The organism is Sphingobacterium sp. HSC-15S19, assembly GCF_050433745.1.
Lineage (GTDB): Bacteria > Bacteroidota > Bacteroidia > Sphingobacteriales > Sphingobacteriaceae > Sphingobacterium > Sphingobacterium siyangense.
This window is the reverse complement of sequence record NZ_JBNPWQ010000002.1, coordinates 134377-152607: the sequence shown is the minus strand read 5'-3', so window position 1 is coordinate 152607 and position 18231 is coordinate 134377. Positions and strand designations below refer to the sequence as shown.

Sequence of the window (18231 nt, the reverse complement as noted above, 5' to 3'; positions counted from 1 at the left end):
CCAAAAGACATTTTTATCAACTTTTTTGTTACAAAACACTGAAAAAGGCCGTTAAAACTTCCAAAAATGACGTCGATACGCTACATAATTTTAAATCACCTTTTCCTACTCGTACAAACAGCTAACAGTAACAAAAGCAAAATGTTTTTATTTTTCTTGAGTCTTTACTTCAATATCAGGTAAAAGAGCTCCTTTAGGCCTTCCCTTTGCATTAAAGTCGTCCATAGATTGTTGTACGTAATGCATTAAATCATACTGTCCCCAATGCTCAGCCAAATCAAAAGATGGACGGTAACGTATCATAAAAGCATCTAATTCTGTACTATCCAGCTTCGTCAGATTTTTAACAGCTTCACGAGAGAAAATACGATCAACTTGTAATTCATCCTTCTCTTTGTCCATAAATCGCCCAAAGCGTTTTGCATTCTTGGCTTCCCTTCCAAAAAGATTATAAAGGGCGGTTGCAGGACTACCCAGATAGGTTCCGAACTTATTTTTACCCCCATTATAAACACCCTTTTTAGCGTAATTATTCATGGCATCATTTAATTCGGCCTCTTTCGTTTTTCGCTCAACGATGACGGTCTCCAATCGTATCCCTTCTTGCAATTCCACATAAAACTCATTCAGGTTGGTCAGCACGGTTTTAACAGGTGAATACCCGACTTTGGTAAAAGACAGGGAGTCTCCTACCGATGCATCAATCGTAAAAACACCAAAAGAGTTACTCAACGTTGATCTGTGCGTGCGCATATTAAGCACCACAGCATCTCCAATGCGATTACCGTTCCCCTTTTGCAGCACCATTCCCGAAACCTTCTGCTGTTGTTGCGCAGTAGCTCCAAAATAGGTGAATAACAGCAAAAAAAGCCCTAATATATGTATATGTATTATTTTCATCCTATTATCTCTCTTCAATTACCCCAATTGGTTTCAGTGCGATTGTAAATCAACAATTTCATTGGGTCAAACATTCATTTCCGTAAGGAACAGCTTATAATTTATTTCAATCTTATTAATTCCCAGCTACACCTAACCTACTTTGTTAAAAGTAATAATAGTTTGACACTTGTACTGTTAAAAAAGTTTAAATATTCTTTGTTTATCATTTGTATGGATAAAAAACAAAATTAGCCCCTTCAGCAACTACAACAAACAAGCACATATAGTCTTTCGCAGGCTTATAGTTCTGAATAAAAGACGCTTTACGATCTTCTTGAATAATATCCATTTCTACAAACTCTTCCAGTGTCGAGGCGTTTATGCTCCATTTCGTCTCCAGTTCCTTACGATCTAATATCACTTCGCCAACGGAAACTTCATGCTGATGTGCGACAAAAATTGGGTAGTCAGAATAACCTTCTTCAACAATCTCCAGCGCTACTTCGCGGATTGATTCACTATAAAAATCGAGATCTACCTGCAGACTTTTTAATGGACTTTGCTCTGTAGACGGTGTATTTTCTTCTCTTGCAGATCCTGCAAATAAATCTTCTACTTCCATACTGTATGCTATTACTTCTTTAATTCCAATAAAACCACATTCTCAACGTGTTGGGTATGCGGAAACATATCTACTGGCTTGATCCGCTTCACCTCATATTTTTCGCCCAACAACACCAAATCGCGTGCCTGTGTAGCAGCATTACAACTGACATATACAATACGCGGTGATTCCATTTCTAACAAACGAGCTACAACGTCAGCGTGCATTCCTGCACGTGGTGGATCTGTAATCACCACATCTGGTTTTCCGTGTTCAGCTATGAAGGAAGGGGTCAACACATCTTTCATATCTCCAGCGTAGAACTTTGTATTCGTAATATCATTGATCGACGAATTGACTTTAGCGTCCTCAATGGCAGTAGGAACATACTCTACACCAACAACTTCTCTCGCCCTCTTAGCGACAAAGTTTGCAATTGTACCCGCTCCTGTATACAAGTCATACACCAACTCATCCCCCTTTAAATCGGCAAAGTCACGTGTGATTTTATACAGCTCATACGCTTGTGCAGAGTTTGTTTGATAGAACGACTTAGGCCCAACTTTGTAACGCAAGCCCTCCATCTCCTCATAGATAAAATCACGACCGGCATATACATGAATATCCTGGTCGAAGATTGTATCATTGCGTTTCTGGTTTACAATATATAACAGGGAAGCGACTTGAGGAAACTTTTCTTTAACAAATTCCATCAACAACTCAACCTGTCCTTCTTCCGGATATGCAAACACAACGATCACCATCATCTCCCCGGTTGAAGAAATACGGATAATCAAATTACGCAATACACCTGTGTGTTCACGCAAATCGTAGAACGTCATATCTTGACTAAGAGCAAAATCACGGATACTATTACGAACTTCATTTGAAGGATCTTCTTGCAAAAAACAATGATCGATATCTAAAATCTTATCAAAACGTCCAGGCACGTGAAAACCCAGTGCATTCATTTCTAATTGGGACGAATCTTCATCAACAGAAGTCAACCATTTTTTGTTTGAAAAAGTATATTCTAATTTATTTCTGTAATATTCTGTTTGCACAGAGCCTAAAATACTTTCCATCGCTGAAGTATCTACTTTCCCAATACGCGACAGCGCATTATCGACAGATTGTTGCTTAAATTTTAACTGAGCATCATAGGTCATATGCTGCCACTTACATCCACCACACACTCCAAAATGTGCACAAAACGGATCTACGCGATAAGATGAAGCCTCTTTTAAACTGGTTACCCGAGCTTCCGCAAAATTCTTTTTCTTGCGCATAAGCTCCACGTCAACAACATCACCAGGAACAGCTTTTTCTACAAACAAAACCAAATCTTCGGTTTTTCCAACACCTCTACCCTCTTCGGCAATATCAATGATGGCAATATCTTTCAAGAACTTTTTATCTTGCGGAATTCTTCTACTCATAGGGTGCAAAAATACAAATTTATACCGATTTTCCATCTGCATAAATTATTTATAGGCATTGATTATCACTGGTATAAACGGGTTCTTAACAGGCTCGTAACTTCGTAAAGGAAACAATGGGACAAAGGAATATGAGCAAAAGCAACTCCCCTACAAGAGAATCATAAGAAAAGAGAGCTATACTCAAAAGATGGCGCCGCGATTTGGGCAGAGATGAAAGGCTTAGGATAATTTTACTGAACTGTTGCCTGAACAAGATAAGGAAGGATCTCTTTCTGAAACGAAATAAAGTTTTTTCGTACATCGGCATCTGAGACGGCCGTAAAAGCAAAAGAAAACACAATGCTTTTACTGGACTTGATCAAAAAGGTCAGCTTTTCTTCGCTAATCGCTTCATTTATTTTTTCATTCTGAATGAATGTGCTTAGGAGCAAAAACTCCAAATCTTCAGAAAGCGTTTTTAAATATTCTTGTGCGTTCGCAGATTCCCGGATAAACTCCCAACCGATCAATTCATTGCAAGCCGTATAAGTCAGTCGGCTTACCCGCAAAATTGTTGAAGCCAAAAACGAAGCCATATCATCTTCATATTTGGTTGTTTTCAAAATATCCTGCAGACTCGCACGAAGATAATCCATGAGAATGGCATGCAAGATCATCTCTTTACTATCAAAATACTTGTACACCGTCGCCTTCGCAATCTTAGCTTTTTTTGCCAATGTGTTTACACTGGTTTTATGGTAGCCATTTTGACGAAAGAGCTCACGTGCTGTTCTTTTTATGGATTCAATAATATAATCTGGTTCCATATACGTTAGATCGTACGAATGTTGAAAGTCATCTACAAAGCTTAAAGACCAAAAAGCATCACATTATTCTCTTGCCTAGTTATCGTAGAGAATAATGTGATGCCACAATCTTTACAATGATTAATTTATATTAATTCAGTCTCAAATTGAGACAAGAAACGTGTGTCATTTTCTGAGAAAAGACGTAGGTCTTTAATCACATATTTAAGGTTTGTGATACGTTCTATTCCCATACCAAAAGCAAAACCCGAATATTTTTTACTATCGATACCACAGTTATCAAGCACGTTAGGATCGACCATACCGCAGCCTAAAATTTCTACCCAGCCAGAGTACTTACACAAGTTACACCCTGCCCCTTTACAGATTGTACAGGAGATATCCATTTCTGCCGAAGGTTCAGTGAAAGGAAAATAGGATGGACGGAAACGTACTTTGGTACCTTCGCCATACATCTCTTGAACAAAATGATATAAAGTTTGTTTCAAATCCGCAAAAGAAACATTTTCATCTACATATAAACCTTCTACTTGATGAAAGAAACAGTGTGCACGTGCTGATATAGCTTCATTTCTATAAACACGTCCAGGCATTATCGCACGAAACGGTGGTTTACCGGCTTCCATTAAACGCACCTGAACCGAAGAGGTATGCGTTCTCAATGTAATGTCATTACCTTCTTGTTTTTTGATAAAGAAAGTATCTTGCATATCACGCGCAGGATGTTCCGGCGGAAAATTCAACGCAGAAAAATTATGCCAGTCATCTTCAATTTCCGGCCCTTCTGACACAATAAAACCCAATTTCTTGAAAATTTCAACAATTTCTTTACGAACTAAAGAGATTGGATGTCTAGACCCTAGCTGAAAACCTTGACCAGGCAATGTTAAATCACTCGCTAATTCCTGGGATTTTTGCTTCTCACCAGACCCGAACTTTTCTTGTACTTCTTTGAATGTATTTTCTGCTAACTGCTTAAATTCATTCAACACTTTTCCCAAAGTACGTTTCTCTTCAGGCGTAACTGTTTTGAATTCATCAAAAAGATTTTTCACAATCCCTTTGGAAACCAAAAACTTCAATCTGAAATTTTCTACATCGGCTGAAGAAGTTGGCACAAATGCCTTAATCTCTTCAGTATACTGCGTAATTCTATCTTGCAACATAATTAGAGCAAACATAGCCAAAATTTCCGCTAAAAAGAAATTTTGAACTTCGACTGAGCATCATAAAAAAACACGCAACAGAAACAGCATACTCGCTTGGGAGAAAGCTATCAGATTTCAACCCCCAAAATACGAATAAAACAAAAGAGCAGGCATAGTTGCCTGCTCTTTTGTTCTTCGATGATTTTACTATATTTACTATACATGTAAAGTTTTTACATAATCTCAAATTCTTCCGCTTAAAATGGTAATGGATTATCCTCCTGATCATTCTCCGTAAAATCGACCTCCACTTCCTTATCTTCGACTTTTTGCGCTTGTGTGTTTGCTGTATTACCAGCACTTACACCAGCATTCGGCTCAAAATCCGATTTACGGCCTAAAAGCGTAAAGGTTTCGGCGACAACCTCTGTAGCATATCGTCTAATACCTTCCTTATCTTCATAAGTACGAGTCCGCAGCCGACCTTCAATATAAACTAACTTCCCCTTTGTTAGATATTTTACAGCCACGTCAGCCAGACCTCGCCACATAACAATATTGTGCCATTCGGTTTGTTCTACTCTTTTTCCGTCTTTGTTATACGTTTCTGATGTTGCCAATGGAAAACTGGCAACAGAGACATTGCCTTCTAAATAGCGAATTTCGGGATCTTTTCCAAGATGTCCCACTAAAATGACTTTGTTAACTCCTGACATAATTTAAAAGCATAAATGGTTAAAAATTTGACCTTTCCAAAAAGGTAAAGATCAACTTGTGTTTAGCTAATTTATCTAAATCTTTTAGAAATACATAATCCCAATTGGATTTTTTTTGAATTAGATCGCCTTTTAACCGCACCTCAAAAAATGTCGCATAAATATTCTGATGACTCAAGATATGTTTTGTCTGCTGCTGTAAAACATGCAGCTCTGCATCGGGACCGAAACAGGAAATAAACCACTCATCGCTAAGAACATCCGGAATTGACAAGCTGTAATTAGACTCCAAAAGTGGAAACTCATATAGATTCTGCCAAACGTCACCTTCACCACGTTTAGACATCAGTATCTGATCGTTATCCTTCGAGATAAAATAATTAAAGTATCGATCTTTGCTTGCCTTGGCTTTAAGCTTTACAGGCAATTGATCTACCTGGCCTTTAGATAACGCATAACAGGAAGGACGAAACATACAGAATTCACATAAAGGCAGCTTGGGCTTACAATGGGTAGCACCAAAATCCATAATCGCCTGATTATACAATGCCGGGTGTTTAGGATCAAGATTTTCTTTGGCTATAGCTGTAAAAATCTTCTTTCCTTCCGTAGAATTGATAGGTGTTTCTATGCCATAGTATCGCGCCAATACACGAAACACATTTCCATCCAATACCGCCTGGGCTTCATCGTTCGCAAAAGAGGATATCGCCGCAGCAGTATACTCTCCTATTCCAGGAAGCGTTATTAATGTTTGATAATCTACCGGAAAAACACCCTGATACTGATCGCGAACTATTCGCGCAGCCTTATGCATATTCCGGCCTCTAGAATAGTAACCCAGACCTTGCCAAAGATGAAGAATGTCATCTTCTTCTGCATTCGCAAATTCCACAACATTCTTAAATCGCTCGACAAAGCGTACATAATAGGGCAAGCCTTGTTCGACACGAGTCTGTTGCAGAATAATTTCAGAAAGCCATATTTTGTAGGCATCTTTTGTTTCTCGCCATGGTAGATCTCGCTTATGTTGTCGATACCATACTTGCAATTCCTCGCCAAATTTCATAGCGACAAAAATGCGTAATTTTTCGCTAATACCAACATTCCATCATTCGAGGATAGGTCTACGAATGTAGGTAATCTGTTCATCAGGTTCTAAAATCGTATTTTCCAATGTGATAAACCCCTTATATTTTTCCTTTAGCGCCTGATAGAGACGTCCATCATAAGAAACAGCAAATCGCCCATCGGCTTTGAGATAAACCGGCAAATGTCGATTGCCCACGTCGAAGCAGAACTCGCCCACAACAGATAGATTCTGACTATCCAACAATACACAAAGACAAGGTAAAATGTTGACCTGGATAAATAAATCACCGCGATGATAAATACACTGCCCTGAACGCAATGCGCTGCTATCATCACGCTGTATGCGCACTCGATTACCCTTTCTTGTTTTCCGCTGGATAACGCGCTTATTTACTTCATAATAGGAAAGATCCAAAATATCTGAATCGCGGCCCAGCTTCAATTTGTCAAAATCAGGGATAACATCAATCCATATCTCGTCGTGCAGGTTTCCCTTATGCATAGTTAGTTCCTTCCACCACTACAGCATCCACCAACTCCCGCTTACTTTTTCGACGAGGTTTTCTGTGTTCAATGACGGTGATTTCCTGCGCCTTCGATTTCTCATCTTCGGCTATAGCTTCAACTGTTGTGTCTTCCTTCTTTTCAGAAAGCTTATGTTGTGTAAAATCCCAACACAATTGCCCCAACATATGTAAAAAGTCATAAAGCAACTCTCCATCAGTACCCAAAGCACGTAGGATAACCACATCTTTTGAAGCCTGCGTAAAGCCGTAAGAGATGTCATTGTATTCAACAGTTAGGATTTCATCCAATTCATATTTTAATTCTTGCGCAAAAAGAGCCGAGAACACAAAAGTTGCCTGATGGGTGTATCCCTCAAAAAATAACATCTTCTGTATCGGCTGACTTTTGGGACGCAAAAGCTGATTGTCAATAAAGGACAGTTTACCTTGTCTAAAAATCTTGGTTTGGGTATGCAGGCTACCAAACTCAAAAGCTTCTTTCATGTGGATTCTTCCCACACTAATAATGTCCCCCCACATCAAAACTGCATCTTCAGCCAAGTGAATATGATTGCTTGCCTTAAAAATAGAATCCTTAAACGGGGTTACTGGATGTGGAATGTAATGAAACAGGCCTCCGGCATCCACATGCACGTCCGTATGTTGTCTTGCTCCGGTTTTCATAGGATGAAGCTTATTGAAAGACTGTGTAAAAAGTTTCAATTGTGCATCTTTTTTCACATGAACATCAATGTGCAAATAATCCGTATCCATAATACCAGGCGATGCACTCATGATGATCATTTCCAAATGATTGGTCAATCCTGACGCGCCATAATGCGTTAGTTTATAAGGTGCATTATGATAACTTTCCTTCAATCTACTTCTGCCGTCCTCTTTGGCAACATTTAATACGATTTTGCTATCCATATACGATAAATTTTAACCTACGGGCTCCAACAAAGCATACTTTTTGATCCATGATTTCACATCTTCTAAACCTTCTAAAGTCATTAAGTTTGTAAAAATAAATGGTCGTTCACCACGCATGCGGATTGTATCCTGACGCATAACTTCCAAGTCGGCATTTACATAAGGGGCAAGGTCTATTTTATTGATCAACAACAAATCCGAGCGCGTAATACCTGGCCCACCTTTACGCGGCATTTTCTCTCCTTCAGCAACATCGAGAACAAATATGGTCAAATCGGCTAGATCCGGACTAAAAGTCGCCGTCAGGTTATCGCCCCCACTTTCAACAAAAATCAGTTCCACATCCTCAAAACGATTCGCTAATTCTTCTACAGCTTCAATGTTCATCGAAGCATCTTCACGGATAGCCGTATGCGGACAACCTCCTGTTTCAACACCAATAATACGTTCAGCGGGCAGTGCCGAATTCTGTTGTAGATACATAGCGTCCTCACGCGTATAAATATCATTTGTTACGACACAGATACTATAATCTGCCGACATCGAACGTGTCAACCGTTCAATAAGTGCCGTCTTGCCAGAGCCCACAGGACCAGCAACACCAATTTTCACGTAATTTCTCTTAGACATCTTTTATTTCAGTTATTTTTACGAAATGTAAATTCTCGTGTATAATTTTTCATGTTGCATGCATCCAATATCCTGAGCGATACAACAATTTCCAATCAGATCATCATCCAGTTCGGGCTGTAATGCAACCAATTTATTAATCAAGGGCTGTAGTTTAAACAAAATCTGCTGTGCATCCATTTGGCTAATTGGAACCAGTTTGGCACAATTCGTCATAATACCATTCAAAGAATTATAATAAAAAGCACTCAGTGCGTCTGCATAACTAATTTCCTGCGCATGGGCAAACATGGCAAATGCCATCGCATAGTGACCATGCAATTCTTGCGCATTTATCGCCTTTAGATAAGCCGAACAACGCTTGACCGGTTTTAACTTTTCTGTCAATTTTAAAAACCGTATTCCCAATTTCTTACTGGCATCCCGAATCTCATAAGGGGCTTTGAAAGCGGTTATCAATGCATCCAGTTCAGCGATCTTTTTCCTAGTTGCTCTTGATTCACACAATTGCCAGGCCTTATGAAAAAAAGCGGCATCGTTGTAATAGAAACTATGCTCCAATAAAGTCTGTGCATATTCTTTTGCAGTTTTAGCATCATGTACAATCTCTTTATTGATATAAGTTTCCAAGCCATAGGAATGTGTGAAGCCTCCAATCGGAAATACAGAATCATTAATCTGCATTAATGTCAACAATGGATTCATATGTAATCGTTATTAATTAAGTATTAGAGTCCCTTGGCCAGGGTAATTTTGTGCTGGACTACGGCATACTGATGTATGCGTAACGTATGGGTTCTTTCAATCACCCGTAGTTCTTTCGTCGGCGTAAAACCTGCTCTTTCTAAGGTTTCCCAAAGGGGATTTTCATAGGCTGCAATAATTTCATGTGCAGCGTTGATGAAAACAGGGATATGTTTGTTGCCAATTTCGAGACATATCCGAGCCATATCCAAGAGGTTTTTAGGACGTACAACAAGGCAAGGACAGGGCAATATTCGAACAGCAATGCGCAGTTCCTTTGTTTCGAACAAAATATCACCGTCAAACAAGGATTCCGTCCCCAAATTTTTAAAGCCTATTTCACGGCCTTCAACAGTGAACCCTCGGATAATACGTCTTTCCGTATCAAACCATTCGAGTTCCAAAAAATCAAGTTCAACACCGTTCTGATCTGTGCTATCGGCCCAAATATTCCCCTTAATGTCTCTTGCTAACAACATAAATAACCAATTAGAATAAGAAGTACCGTTGGGCCATTGGAAGTTCCTTCAATGGTTCACAGGTCGCCAACACACCATCGACTGTTACTTCATAGGTTTCTGGATTAACGACGATATTTGGTGTTGCATGATTATGTACCATATCTTTTTTCATCACCGTACGACATCCCTCCACAGGCAGGCATTTACGTGACAAATTCAATTTTTGAATATTTCCGTTCTCCAAAGAAATTTTCGAAACGAAATTGAAGCATAGTTTTGAAACTGCTTTACCATAATTCCCAAACATTGGCCTATAAATGATTGGCTGTGGCGTCGGAATTGACGCATTGGCATCCCCCATTTTAGCGCCCAAAATCATACCGGCTTTGATGATCAACTCGGGTTTTACACCAAATAATTCTGGTTTCCAAAGGATCAAATCTGCATACTTTCCTTTTTCAATCGAACCAATATATTGGTCAATACCATGTGCTTTAGCAGGGTTGATTGTAAATTTAGACACATAACGTTTGACACGGAAGTTATCATTTTCTTTGCCTTGATCTTCAGCTAAAGGGCCGCGTTGGATTTTCATCTTATGGGCGGTTTGGAATGTACGGGAAATGACCTCTCCCACACGTCCCATCGCTTGGCTATCCGAACTCATAATTGAAAATACGCCCATGTCTTGCAAAATATCCTCGGCAGCAATTGTCTGTGGACGGATACGTGAATCAGCAAATGCCACATCTTCTTTCACATTTTTATCCAAGTGATGGCAGACCATCAGCATGTCCAAGTGTTCTTCAGCAGTATTTACCGTAAAAGGTTTTGTTGGATTGGTAGATGCAGGGAGGATATTGGGATACATGGCGATCTTAATAATATCCGGAGCGTGTCCACCGCCGGCTCCTTCCGTGTGAAAAGTATGGATTACACGACCATCTATCGCAGCAACAGTATCTTCCAAGAAACCGGCCTCATTCAGTGTGTCGGTATGGATCGCAACTTGTACATCGTATTTATCAGCAACTTTCAATGCCGCATCAATTGTTGCCGGAGTCGCTCCCCAATCTTCATGGATTTTCACGCCCAGTGCACCAGCTTCAATTTGTTCTTCGATAGGTTTAGTGGTCGATACGTTACCTTTTCCGAAAAAACCAACATTGATAGGAAGGTTTTCAAAAGCTTCAAACATACGCTCGATATACCACTTTCCTGAAGTCACTGTCGTTGCCAGTGTTCCATCTGCAGGTCCCGCACCGCCACCAATAAAAGTAGTTACACCAGAATATAGCGCTGTTTCAATCTGTTGCGGCGAGATAAAGTGAATGTGCGTATCAATACCGCCTGCAGTTAGGATATAGCCCGCTCCCCCATGCACTTCCGTAGAAGCACCGATGATCATGCCTTCGGTTACACCATCCTGTACATCTGGGTTTCCAGCTTTACCAATACCTACAATTTTACCATCCTTAATACCGATATCGCCTTTTACAATACCCCAGTGATCAATGATAATGACATTAGTGATGCAAAAATCCAACACACCCTCATCACGCAAGGCACGAGCAGATTGCCCCATACCATCACGAATAGTTTTACCGCCACCAAATTTGTTCTCTTCTCCGTAAACATTGAAATCTTTTTCAATTTCAATAAAAAGCTCTGTATCTGCCAGACGAACCTTATCTCCAGTGGTCGGTCCAAAAAGAGCGGCATATTTGTCTCTCGGGATATAAAGTTCCCCATCAACATATTTTACAGATGATTTATCTAAACCTAGTTTATCTAAACCAAGCGCATGTAGACCAACAGTAGTACCCAAAGTAGTGAGCCCTACAACTTTAATCCATTCGCGTCTATTCCATCCTCCCATATTTATTTAGATTGTCTGAATTTCAATTTTTTCATTTTATCAATGGCTTTGGTCTTCACCGATTGATCTGTATACTTCCCATTTGTCAATCCATTAAAACCGTGGATTTCCTTACTTCCGCCAAATTCAACCAGAACAACTGATTTTTGTTCCCCTGGTTCAAAACGAACAGCGGTGCTGGCTGGAATATTCAAGCGCATCCCAAACGCTTTCTCCCTGTCGAAGGAAAGCAACTTGTTCGCTTCAAAGAAATGATAGTGTGAACCTACCTGAATCGGTCGATCACCTTCATTTTTCACAACAATGCTTGTGGTTCTGTGCCCAACATTAGCTTTGATTTCCTCTTTTTTTAAAATGTATTCTCCTGGAATCATATCATTCAATATTTATTAACGAATAGGATCATGGACAGTCACCAATTTAGTTCCGTCCGGAAAAGTAACTTCGATCTGTACATCATGGATCATCTCGGGGACTCCTTCCATGACTTGGCTCCTCTTCAATAAGGTAGTACCATAAGACATTAAGTCCGCCACAGACCTTCCGTCCCTAGCCTCCTCCATAATCTGGGCACTGATGTAAGCGATACACTCTGGATAATTTAATTTTACCCCGCGTTTCAATCGCTTAGCCGCCAATTCGCCGGCCAAATGCAACAACAGCTTTTCTGTTTCTCTCGGTGTTAAACGCATAAAAAAATAATTATTTGTTAATTTGTTAAAGGAATTATTATAAAACTGGAATGGTAAAATATGCCCCAAAGGCTAAGCGGTTGTACTGACTCTTGGCCATATCCATATAGCCCTTATAGTTTACGGTGTTACCAACGTAACCTAAATAAAACCGAAGATCCTGGTTGTGAAACGGCTTATGTTGCAAAGCCGCAAAATAGGTCCAGTTTTGGCGAAAATTCTTACCGAGTTGATTATCATCTCTCGATCCCGCGATCTCATACCCACCTTTCAAAGCAACCTCCCATTTTTTACTCAAAAATTGATCATAGCGCAATATGGCAGAGCTGTAGTTCACATCTTTGGCCAATACACGGTTCTCGCCAGTTCTACCATAAAATTCGTTGATCGCCGAAGATGCAATCATCGCATGATCGACAGCAAGATAAGAGTACTGTAAATCAAGATATAGCATCTGTTTTGCTGTTTTGAATTTATTCGCTAATGAAACGGCATGATTAGTATGTCCCTTTGCAAACTGAGAGATGTTGTAAGACCATTTCGTATTAAAACGCTTATCCATAAATGCACCCACCCAAGTGAAATAGGCTCCCATTGGTACACTAGAGCGTTCCAAATCACCTACAGCAAAACCATTTTTTGCATGAAGCTCCATAAAACTATCATTGGTCGTGTTGTAAGCTTGGGCATGTAACGAATGATTCGGGTTGACTTCATAAGATAACATTCCACCGACAACAAAGAGATTCAGTATACGGTCGACATAGTCTGTGAACTTATATTCGTAAATTGGGTTATTTTCAAATTCATAACTCCCGACCATCGCACTTTGCTTGCCGGCCGTAACGGACCATTTGAGATCCTTGCCAAACTTGTACTTGATCAATGCCATGTCCAAGGCTCTGGATCCATTATCCTGACTCGTTGGAGCAAATGACCGATTCAAGCGAAAACGTACTTTATACGACAGTCTATCATTGTATTCCCCGCTCATCAAAATACGGGCATCATCAAGGTTTGCTTTTGCTTGAGACGCCCCCTCCCCATTGTCCGTTTGCAGGCCTGCTCTTAACAGGACATCCAATTGAAATGATTTTGCTCTCGCGGGTTCTTTCAGTAACAAGCTGCTCCTTTGCGCCTGAACAGAGTCCGTTTGGATCTGCTCCTGCGCATGCAATGATGCTATGCCAATCCCCAGTGTTGTAAAAAGTGAAAGTGTTTTTTTCATCCTTATATTTTGTTCCTTTATGGTAACGAAGCAATCCCGCGGTTTCAAAACATAATTCGATTCGAAACAACAAGATAGATCCATGAGTTATACTTATCTCTGGTACAAGTATATCACAGCCACCTAAAAATGGAATAAGGATGAGATTAAAATGAAATTAGAGAGGAGTTTTTGGGATTGTAACAACGACCAAAGTGCCTTGACCTTCCGTTGAATTGAGGAACAATTCAGCACCATGGAGGTCAAAGATATTTTTGGCTAAAACAAGCCCCAAACCATTGCCATAGATGTCACCTACATTAGAAGCACGGTAAAAAGAGGTAAAAATATGTGGCTGGTCTTTTTTAGGAATACCTATCCCTTGGTCAAACACTTTTATCGTAATATTTTTGCTATCGCTACTTATGGCTACGCCAACCTGCGTTCCATTGCCGTACTTAAATGCATTTGAAATAATATTGCTAAAGGCAATAAAAAACAGATCCGGGTTCGCCAAAACCGTAAGTTCATCACTATCTTCTGGAATTTCTGTTAGATCAAAAGAAAGCTTGAGGTCCTTATGAATACTTTTTTCGGCTTTATAAATTTCATAGAGTAACTCGTCAATTCGAATAATTTCTTTATTGTCCACTTCCCCCTTGAAGCCCATGCGGGATAGTTGCAAAAGATTGTTGATAATCAACTCCATTTTATCCGCATATTTCGCGATAGTCTCCAGGGAATAGTAGGCTTCATGCTCTTTCGACAGGAGCTGTTGTGCCAATTCGGCTTCTCCCCCAATAATTGTAAGTGGGGTCTTTAGCGAATGAGAGGCATTTCCAATAAAACTCTGTTGCGACTGAACCGAGATATCCAATCGGCTAAGCATTGAATTTAAGTTCGCAATCAAAACACCCAATTCATCTTTGCTATTGCTAAATTTACTAAACAGGCGATGGTCTAAATGTGCGATATCAACTTTATCTAAATCATTGTTGATATCCTTAATGGGTTTCAATAATCGGTCAGCAAAGTAAAAAGACATCAGTACAATTAAAAAAATCGCCAAAATCCCACCTGTGATCAGGGTACGATCCAATTGACGCTGTTCATCATGGCCGTAATCATCAATACCTTCCGATACAACAATCAAATTTTCCTGGTGAAGATGATCCTGAAAGAATACCGCTACAAAGGCAGTCTTACCATGCATATATCTTCCCTTTCCATGACGAATTACATCGGCATAGAATGTTTTTGGCATAGGCAGCTCAGGCCTCAATTGAACTCGATCACTTCCCTTAACAACACGAATGAGATGGTCTGTTCCTTCAGATAATTGTTTCAGGTATTTACGTTTTACCTGAATATAAAGCGCCCTATTTTCATCCTTCTGATGGACGATATGATCTCCGACAATCACGGCGTTCTCTTCTAGCCGATGAAAAAATTTGGTCTGTAGACTGTCGTACGTGAAATAAGACACATAAATGGCAAAAATAACAAGCAGCAGGGTGCTGATGATAGAAAATAGGAGAACTATTTTGGTCCTAATTTTCATGACGGATTACATAGCCCATCCCAATCACTGTATGGATAAGTTTACGTGAAAATTGTTTATCGATCTTTTTCCGAAGGTAATTCACATACACGTCAACAACATTGGTACTTAAGTCGACATCCATACCCCATACTTCTTCTAGGATATCGATCCGACTTAATACCTTATTTCGGTTGAGCATTAAAAATTCAAGTAAACGAAATTCAGTAGCTGTGAGAATAATAGGAGAATTGGCACGTTGAACCGATTTACTGTCTCTATCCAATTGAAGATCGTCAAATACCAATATATTTTTCTGCTCGGTAATGGTTTTGGATTTGCGGCTGTAGCGACTGATTCGAGCTTTTAATTCCTCTAAACGGAACGGCTTTGTCAAGTAATCATCCGCATCCCTGTCAAAGGCCTCGACAATGTCCTCCGTTTGATTTAATGCCGTTAAGATAATAATTGGGACTTCGTTGTTGGACATCCGAATGTTTTTACAGACATCTAAGCCATTCATACCAGGCAACATCACATCCAATAGGATCAGGTCATAACGGTTCAATCCCGCCATTTTTAGACCAGTATAACCATCCATAGCAATACTAATATGATAGCCTTCTTCTTTTAAGCCTCTTTCGATCAATGATATGACGGATGGTTCATCCTCTATTAGTAATAGTTCCACAGGTATCTTTTTTAAACAGTAAAAAATTCGAGGTTTGTAAAATACAAAATTAACATTTCACCTTTTTCCAAAAAGCTACATTCCCTAATTATTTTCGCTTTTTCTTGACGATTATATGATAATAACCTATAAAACAAGTAAAAAATACATACACCCCCGCAAGACCGCTATCTCAACCGTCGTCCTTACAACGATTTACTTCACTTGATATAGAAATAGTCCACAACTTAAGGTCTCTACTCAAAAGATAGGACTATTTCGAGCACCTGAATCTGAAGCACAGACCAAAAATTAGATTTAAACAACCAAATACAATAATATCTATTTTTGAAAGAATTTCCACAAACAGCGAAAGATTATTTCAAAAATCAATCGAATTTCAATATTTTTGCAGCTTAAAATCACACAATGAAACAATTTATCCTTTGTTTACAGTTGGCGTTTTTACTCCTTATCGGACAAGGACACGCTCAGCAAAAGCTATATAAAATTTCATATCAATTTGCTGATCCTGAAACGGGAACAGATACCGCATCTTCAGAATTCATCAAAATATTGGCTGGAAATAATGAAGCATTAATGCAGGCCTTCATCACCAAAGACCAGATGCGAATTGAAAGTTTATTATTCGGAAAATCGATACAGATCAGCAATATCCACGAAGGCAGCTCTTTTCTACTGGATGAAATAAATAAAACCTATACTGCAACAGAGCTGGCCACCGGCAAACTCATTGAGACTGCCGTAAACGAGGGTGATAATTATGCCTATTCGGGAGATTTTGAGATCAGCTTAGTTCCCGATCAAAAGAAGATAATTGCAGGAATCACCTGCGAAAAAGCAACATTCAATCTAACAGGTAGCCAAGATCCACAAACGGAAATTACCGTTTGGTATGCACCAAAATTGCCAAAGTTATACTGGGGCACTTACGATTATCTCGAAAAAGTGCCCGGGGCAGCGCTCTATATCGGATCGGCCGGGCTCGGAATACAAGCGACCAAGGTGGAAGAAATAACATTCGACAAATCACTCTTTGAAATTCCAGCGGATTATGAAGAAGGTGAACCTATTGAGGAAGCTATAGATTCCACGCTAAACGACCATTTATCTTGGTATCAAGATTCCAATACAGCATATTTTGGTGTACAGGACAGCTTAGGAAACAAATTAACACCAGCAAAGTATACGGCAATATATAGCTATGTAGGAGATTATGCTATCGTAACTGATGCAGCTCAAATGTTTGGCTTAATAGACATACAAGGCAGAGAAGTTATTCCATGTCAATATGAATCGCTCAGTTTAGAAACCGAAGGCGGTCCAGTGGTTTACATGAGAGATCTTAAGTATGGGCTGTTGGATACAAACGGTAAAATATTGCTGCAGGCCAAATATGACTTTATTTCAGTTCCTAGCCCAGAATATGCACTTTTTACGGAAGGAGATCATACGGGTATCATGGACCAAAAAGGCGCTGTTTTACTTCCTGCCAAATATGAAACCATTTCGGATTATCGCGATAATCTCGCGTTAATTCTAGTCAACCAATCCTACCAGCTTATTAATAAAACGGGGCATAATCAACTTAAAACGGATTATGAGTTTCTATCTTTTGCGGGTGAAAGACTTCTACTGGCATTTAATGACAATAAATATGGGTACATTGATTACACAGGAAAAGTCGTTGTTCCATTTAAATTACAAAATGCCCAAGCTTTTGAAAACGGGCTGGCGCTTGTAACGGAGGATCTAGAGAATTTTTACTATATTGACGCAAAAGGGAAGTTTATCAAGAAATATGAAGAGTAATCCACAGACATTCCACTTGTCGACATTGCATCGTGGAAAATACATGTTAATCTTGCTGATTTCAATCTTTTTGATCGGAATGGGAATGTCTAAAGTTCCCATACAGGAAATTCTCAAGATTATTATTGCTCTTTTAATGATTCCTTTAGCACTGTATCTGGCCATAAAGTCTTCGACTTTGTCGTCGACTTGGGTCTTGGATGAAAATACACTTCAGATAAGCAACGCTAAAAAAACAATCGTTTTCCCTTTGAATAATATTTCTCATATCAGGAATCTCAAACGTTCCGGTGGCAACCTGATCATTATCAACCAAAACAAAGGGCCAGCCTTCCGTACCTGGCGCAACAAATTATTTCAAAAGGAAGATGATCTTCCCCTGCTAACGGAAGCCCTAAAGGACGCCGACATTGAATATTACGACCTATAAATTCTTTCTTCCTTCG

20 protein-coding genes are annotated in these 18231 nt (G+C 39.5%); 2 read left to right on the top strand and 18 right to left on the bottom strand.

All coding sequences use genetic code 11. The features are described 5' to 3' along the window. Window positions 1-147: 147 nt before the first annotated feature. From L1283_RS02525 to L1283_RS02440, 18 genes are all read right to left on the bottom strand, one after another. On the bottom strand, window positions 148-900 hold the full coding sequence (locus L1283_RS02525; protein ID WP_088160023.1) for a hypothetical protein: 753 nt from the start codon (window positions 898-900) through the stop codon (window positions 148-150). 205 nt (window positions 901-1105) lie between these two features. Beyond that, the gene (locus tag L1283_RS02520) at window positions 1106-1504 is read right to left on the bottom strand and encodes a hypothetical protein (RefSeq protein WP_088160022.1); all 399 of its coding nucleotides are present in this window, start codon (window positions 1502-1504) and stop codon (window positions 1106-1108) included. Between the two features lie 11 nt (window positions 1505-1515). After that, window positions 1516-2925 carry a 23S rRNA (uracil(1939)-C(5))-methyltransferase RlmD gene (gene rlmD / locus L1283_RS02515; RefSeq protein ID WP_088163427.1) on the bottom strand — a complete coding sequence of 470 codons (1410 nt, stop codon included), beginning with the start codon at window positions 2923-2925 and terminating at the stop codon, window positions 1516-1518. Window positions 2926-3158: 233 nt separating this feature from the next. After that, the gene (locus L1283_RS02510; RefSeq protein WP_046674798.1) at window positions 3159-3734 is read right to left on the bottom strand and encodes a TetR/AcrR family transcriptional regulator; all 576 of its coding nucleotides are present in this window, start codon (window positions 3732-3734) and stop codon (window positions 3159-3161) included. 125 nt (window positions 3735-3859) lie between these two features. Beyond that, complete coding sequence (gene pheS / locus L1283_RS02505) at window positions 3860-4900, bottom strand: phenylalanine--tRNA ligase subunit alpha (RefSeq protein WP_088160021.1); 1041 nt, start codon at window positions 4898-4900, stop codon at window positions 3860-3862. Window positions 4901-5139: 239 nt separating this feature from the next. Next, window positions 5140-5598, bottom strand: a complete 459-nt coding sequence (locus L1283_RS02500; RefSeq protein WP_046674796.1) for a single-stranded DNA-binding protein — start codon at window positions 5596-5598, stop codon at window positions 5140-5142. Between the two features lie 19 nt (window positions 5599-5617). Continuing rightward, a complete protein-coding gene (gene mutY, locus L1283_RS02495) occupies window positions 5618-6667 on the bottom strand; it encodes an A/G-specific adenine glycosylase (protein ID WP_429625735.1) in 1050 nt (349 codons plus the stop codon). A 42-nt stretch (window positions 6668-6709) separates the two neighbouring features. Next, on the bottom strand, window positions 6710-7192 hold the full coding sequence (locus L1283_RS02490; RefSeq protein WP_088160019.1) for an urease accessory protein UreE: 483 nt from the start codon (window positions 7190-7192) through the stop codon (window positions 6710-6712). Further along, window positions 7185-8126: an urease accessory protein UreD gene (locus tag L1283_RS02485; RefSeq protein WP_088160018.1), complete on the bottom strand. Its 942-nt coding sequence runs from the start codon at window positions 8124-8126 to the stop codon at window positions 7185-7187. The genes L1283_RS02490 and L1283_RS02485 overlap by 8 nt, the downstream gene beginning before the upstream one ends. Before the next feature lie 12 nt (window positions 8127-8138). Then, complete coding sequence (gene ureG / locus L1283_RS02480; protein WP_088160017.1) at window positions 8139-8759, bottom strand: urease accessory protein UreG; 621 nt, start codon at window positions 8757-8759, stop codon at window positions 8139-8141. 18 nt (window positions 8760-8777) lie between these two features. After that, a complete protein-coding gene (locus L1283_RS02475) occupies window positions 8778-9464 on the bottom strand; it encodes an urease accessory protein UreF (protein WP_088160016.1) in 687 nt (228 codons plus the stop codon). Between the two features lie 23 nt (window positions 9465-9487). After that, complete coding sequence (locus tag L1283_RS02470; RefSeq protein WP_088160015.1) at window positions 9488-9982, bottom strand: urease accessory protein UreE; 495 nt, start codon at window positions 9980-9982, stop codon at window positions 9488-9490. Window positions 9983-9992: 10 nt separating this feature from the next. Continuing rightward, window positions 9993-11843: an urease subunit alpha gene (gene ureC / locus L1283_RS02465; RefSeq protein ID WP_088160014.1), complete on the bottom strand. Its 1851-nt coding sequence runs from the start codon at window positions 11841-11843 to the stop codon at window positions 9993-9995. A gap of 2 nt (window positions 11844-11845) precedes the next feature. Then, the gene (gene ureB / locus L1283_RS02460) at window positions 11846-12217 is read right to left on the bottom strand and encodes an urease subunit beta (RefSeq protein WP_075990804.1); all 372 of its coding nucleotides are present in this window, start codon (window positions 12215-12217) and stop codon (window positions 11846-11848) included. 15 nt (window positions 12218-12232) lie between these two features. After that, window positions 12233-12535, bottom strand: coding sequence for an urease subunit gamma (gene ureA / locus L1283_RS02455; protein WP_046674789.1), 303 nt, complete (start codon window positions 12533-12535; stop codon window positions 12233-12235). Between the two features lie 37 nt (window positions 12536-12572). Then, window positions 12573-13763: a porin gene (locus tag L1283_RS02450; RefSeq protein ID WP_088160013.1), complete on the bottom strand. Its 1191-nt coding sequence runs from the start codon at window positions 13761-13763 to the stop codon at window positions 12573-12575. Between the two features lie 157 nt (window positions 13764-13920). Beyond that, window positions 13921-15303 carry a sensor histidine kinase gene (locus L1283_RS02445; RefSeq protein ID WP_429625734.1) on the bottom strand — a complete coding sequence of 461 codons (1383 nt, stop codon included), beginning with the start codon at window positions 15301-15303 and terminating at the stop codon, window positions 13921-13923. Further along, on the bottom strand, window positions 15293-15973 hold the full coding sequence (locus L1283_RS02440; protein ID WP_088160011.1) for a response regulator transcription factor: 681 nt from the start codon (window positions 15971-15973) through the stop codon (window positions 15293-15295). The genes L1283_RS02445 and L1283_RS02440 overlap by 11 nt, the downstream gene beginning before the upstream one ends. A 408-nt stretch (window positions 15974-16381) precedes the next feature. Here L1283_RS02440 and L1283_RS02435 point away from each other — a divergent pair, with 408 nt between their 5' ends. Together L1283_RS02435 and L1283_RS02430 are read left to right on the top strand one after the other, a co-directional pair. After that, window positions 16382-17785, top strand: coding sequence for a WG repeat-containing protein (locus tag L1283_RS02435; RefSeq protein ID WP_429625733.1), 1404 nt, complete (start codon window positions 16382-16384; stop codon window positions 17783-17785). Next, on the top strand, window positions 17775-18215 hold the full coding sequence (locus tag L1283_RS02430) for a hypothetical protein (protein ID WP_083663466.1): 441 nt from the start codon (window positions 17775-17777) through the stop codon (window positions 18213-18215). The genes L1283_RS02435 and L1283_RS02430 overlap by 11 nt, the downstream gene beginning before the upstream one ends. The last annotated feature ends 16 nt before the right edge of the window (window positions 18216-18231 follow it).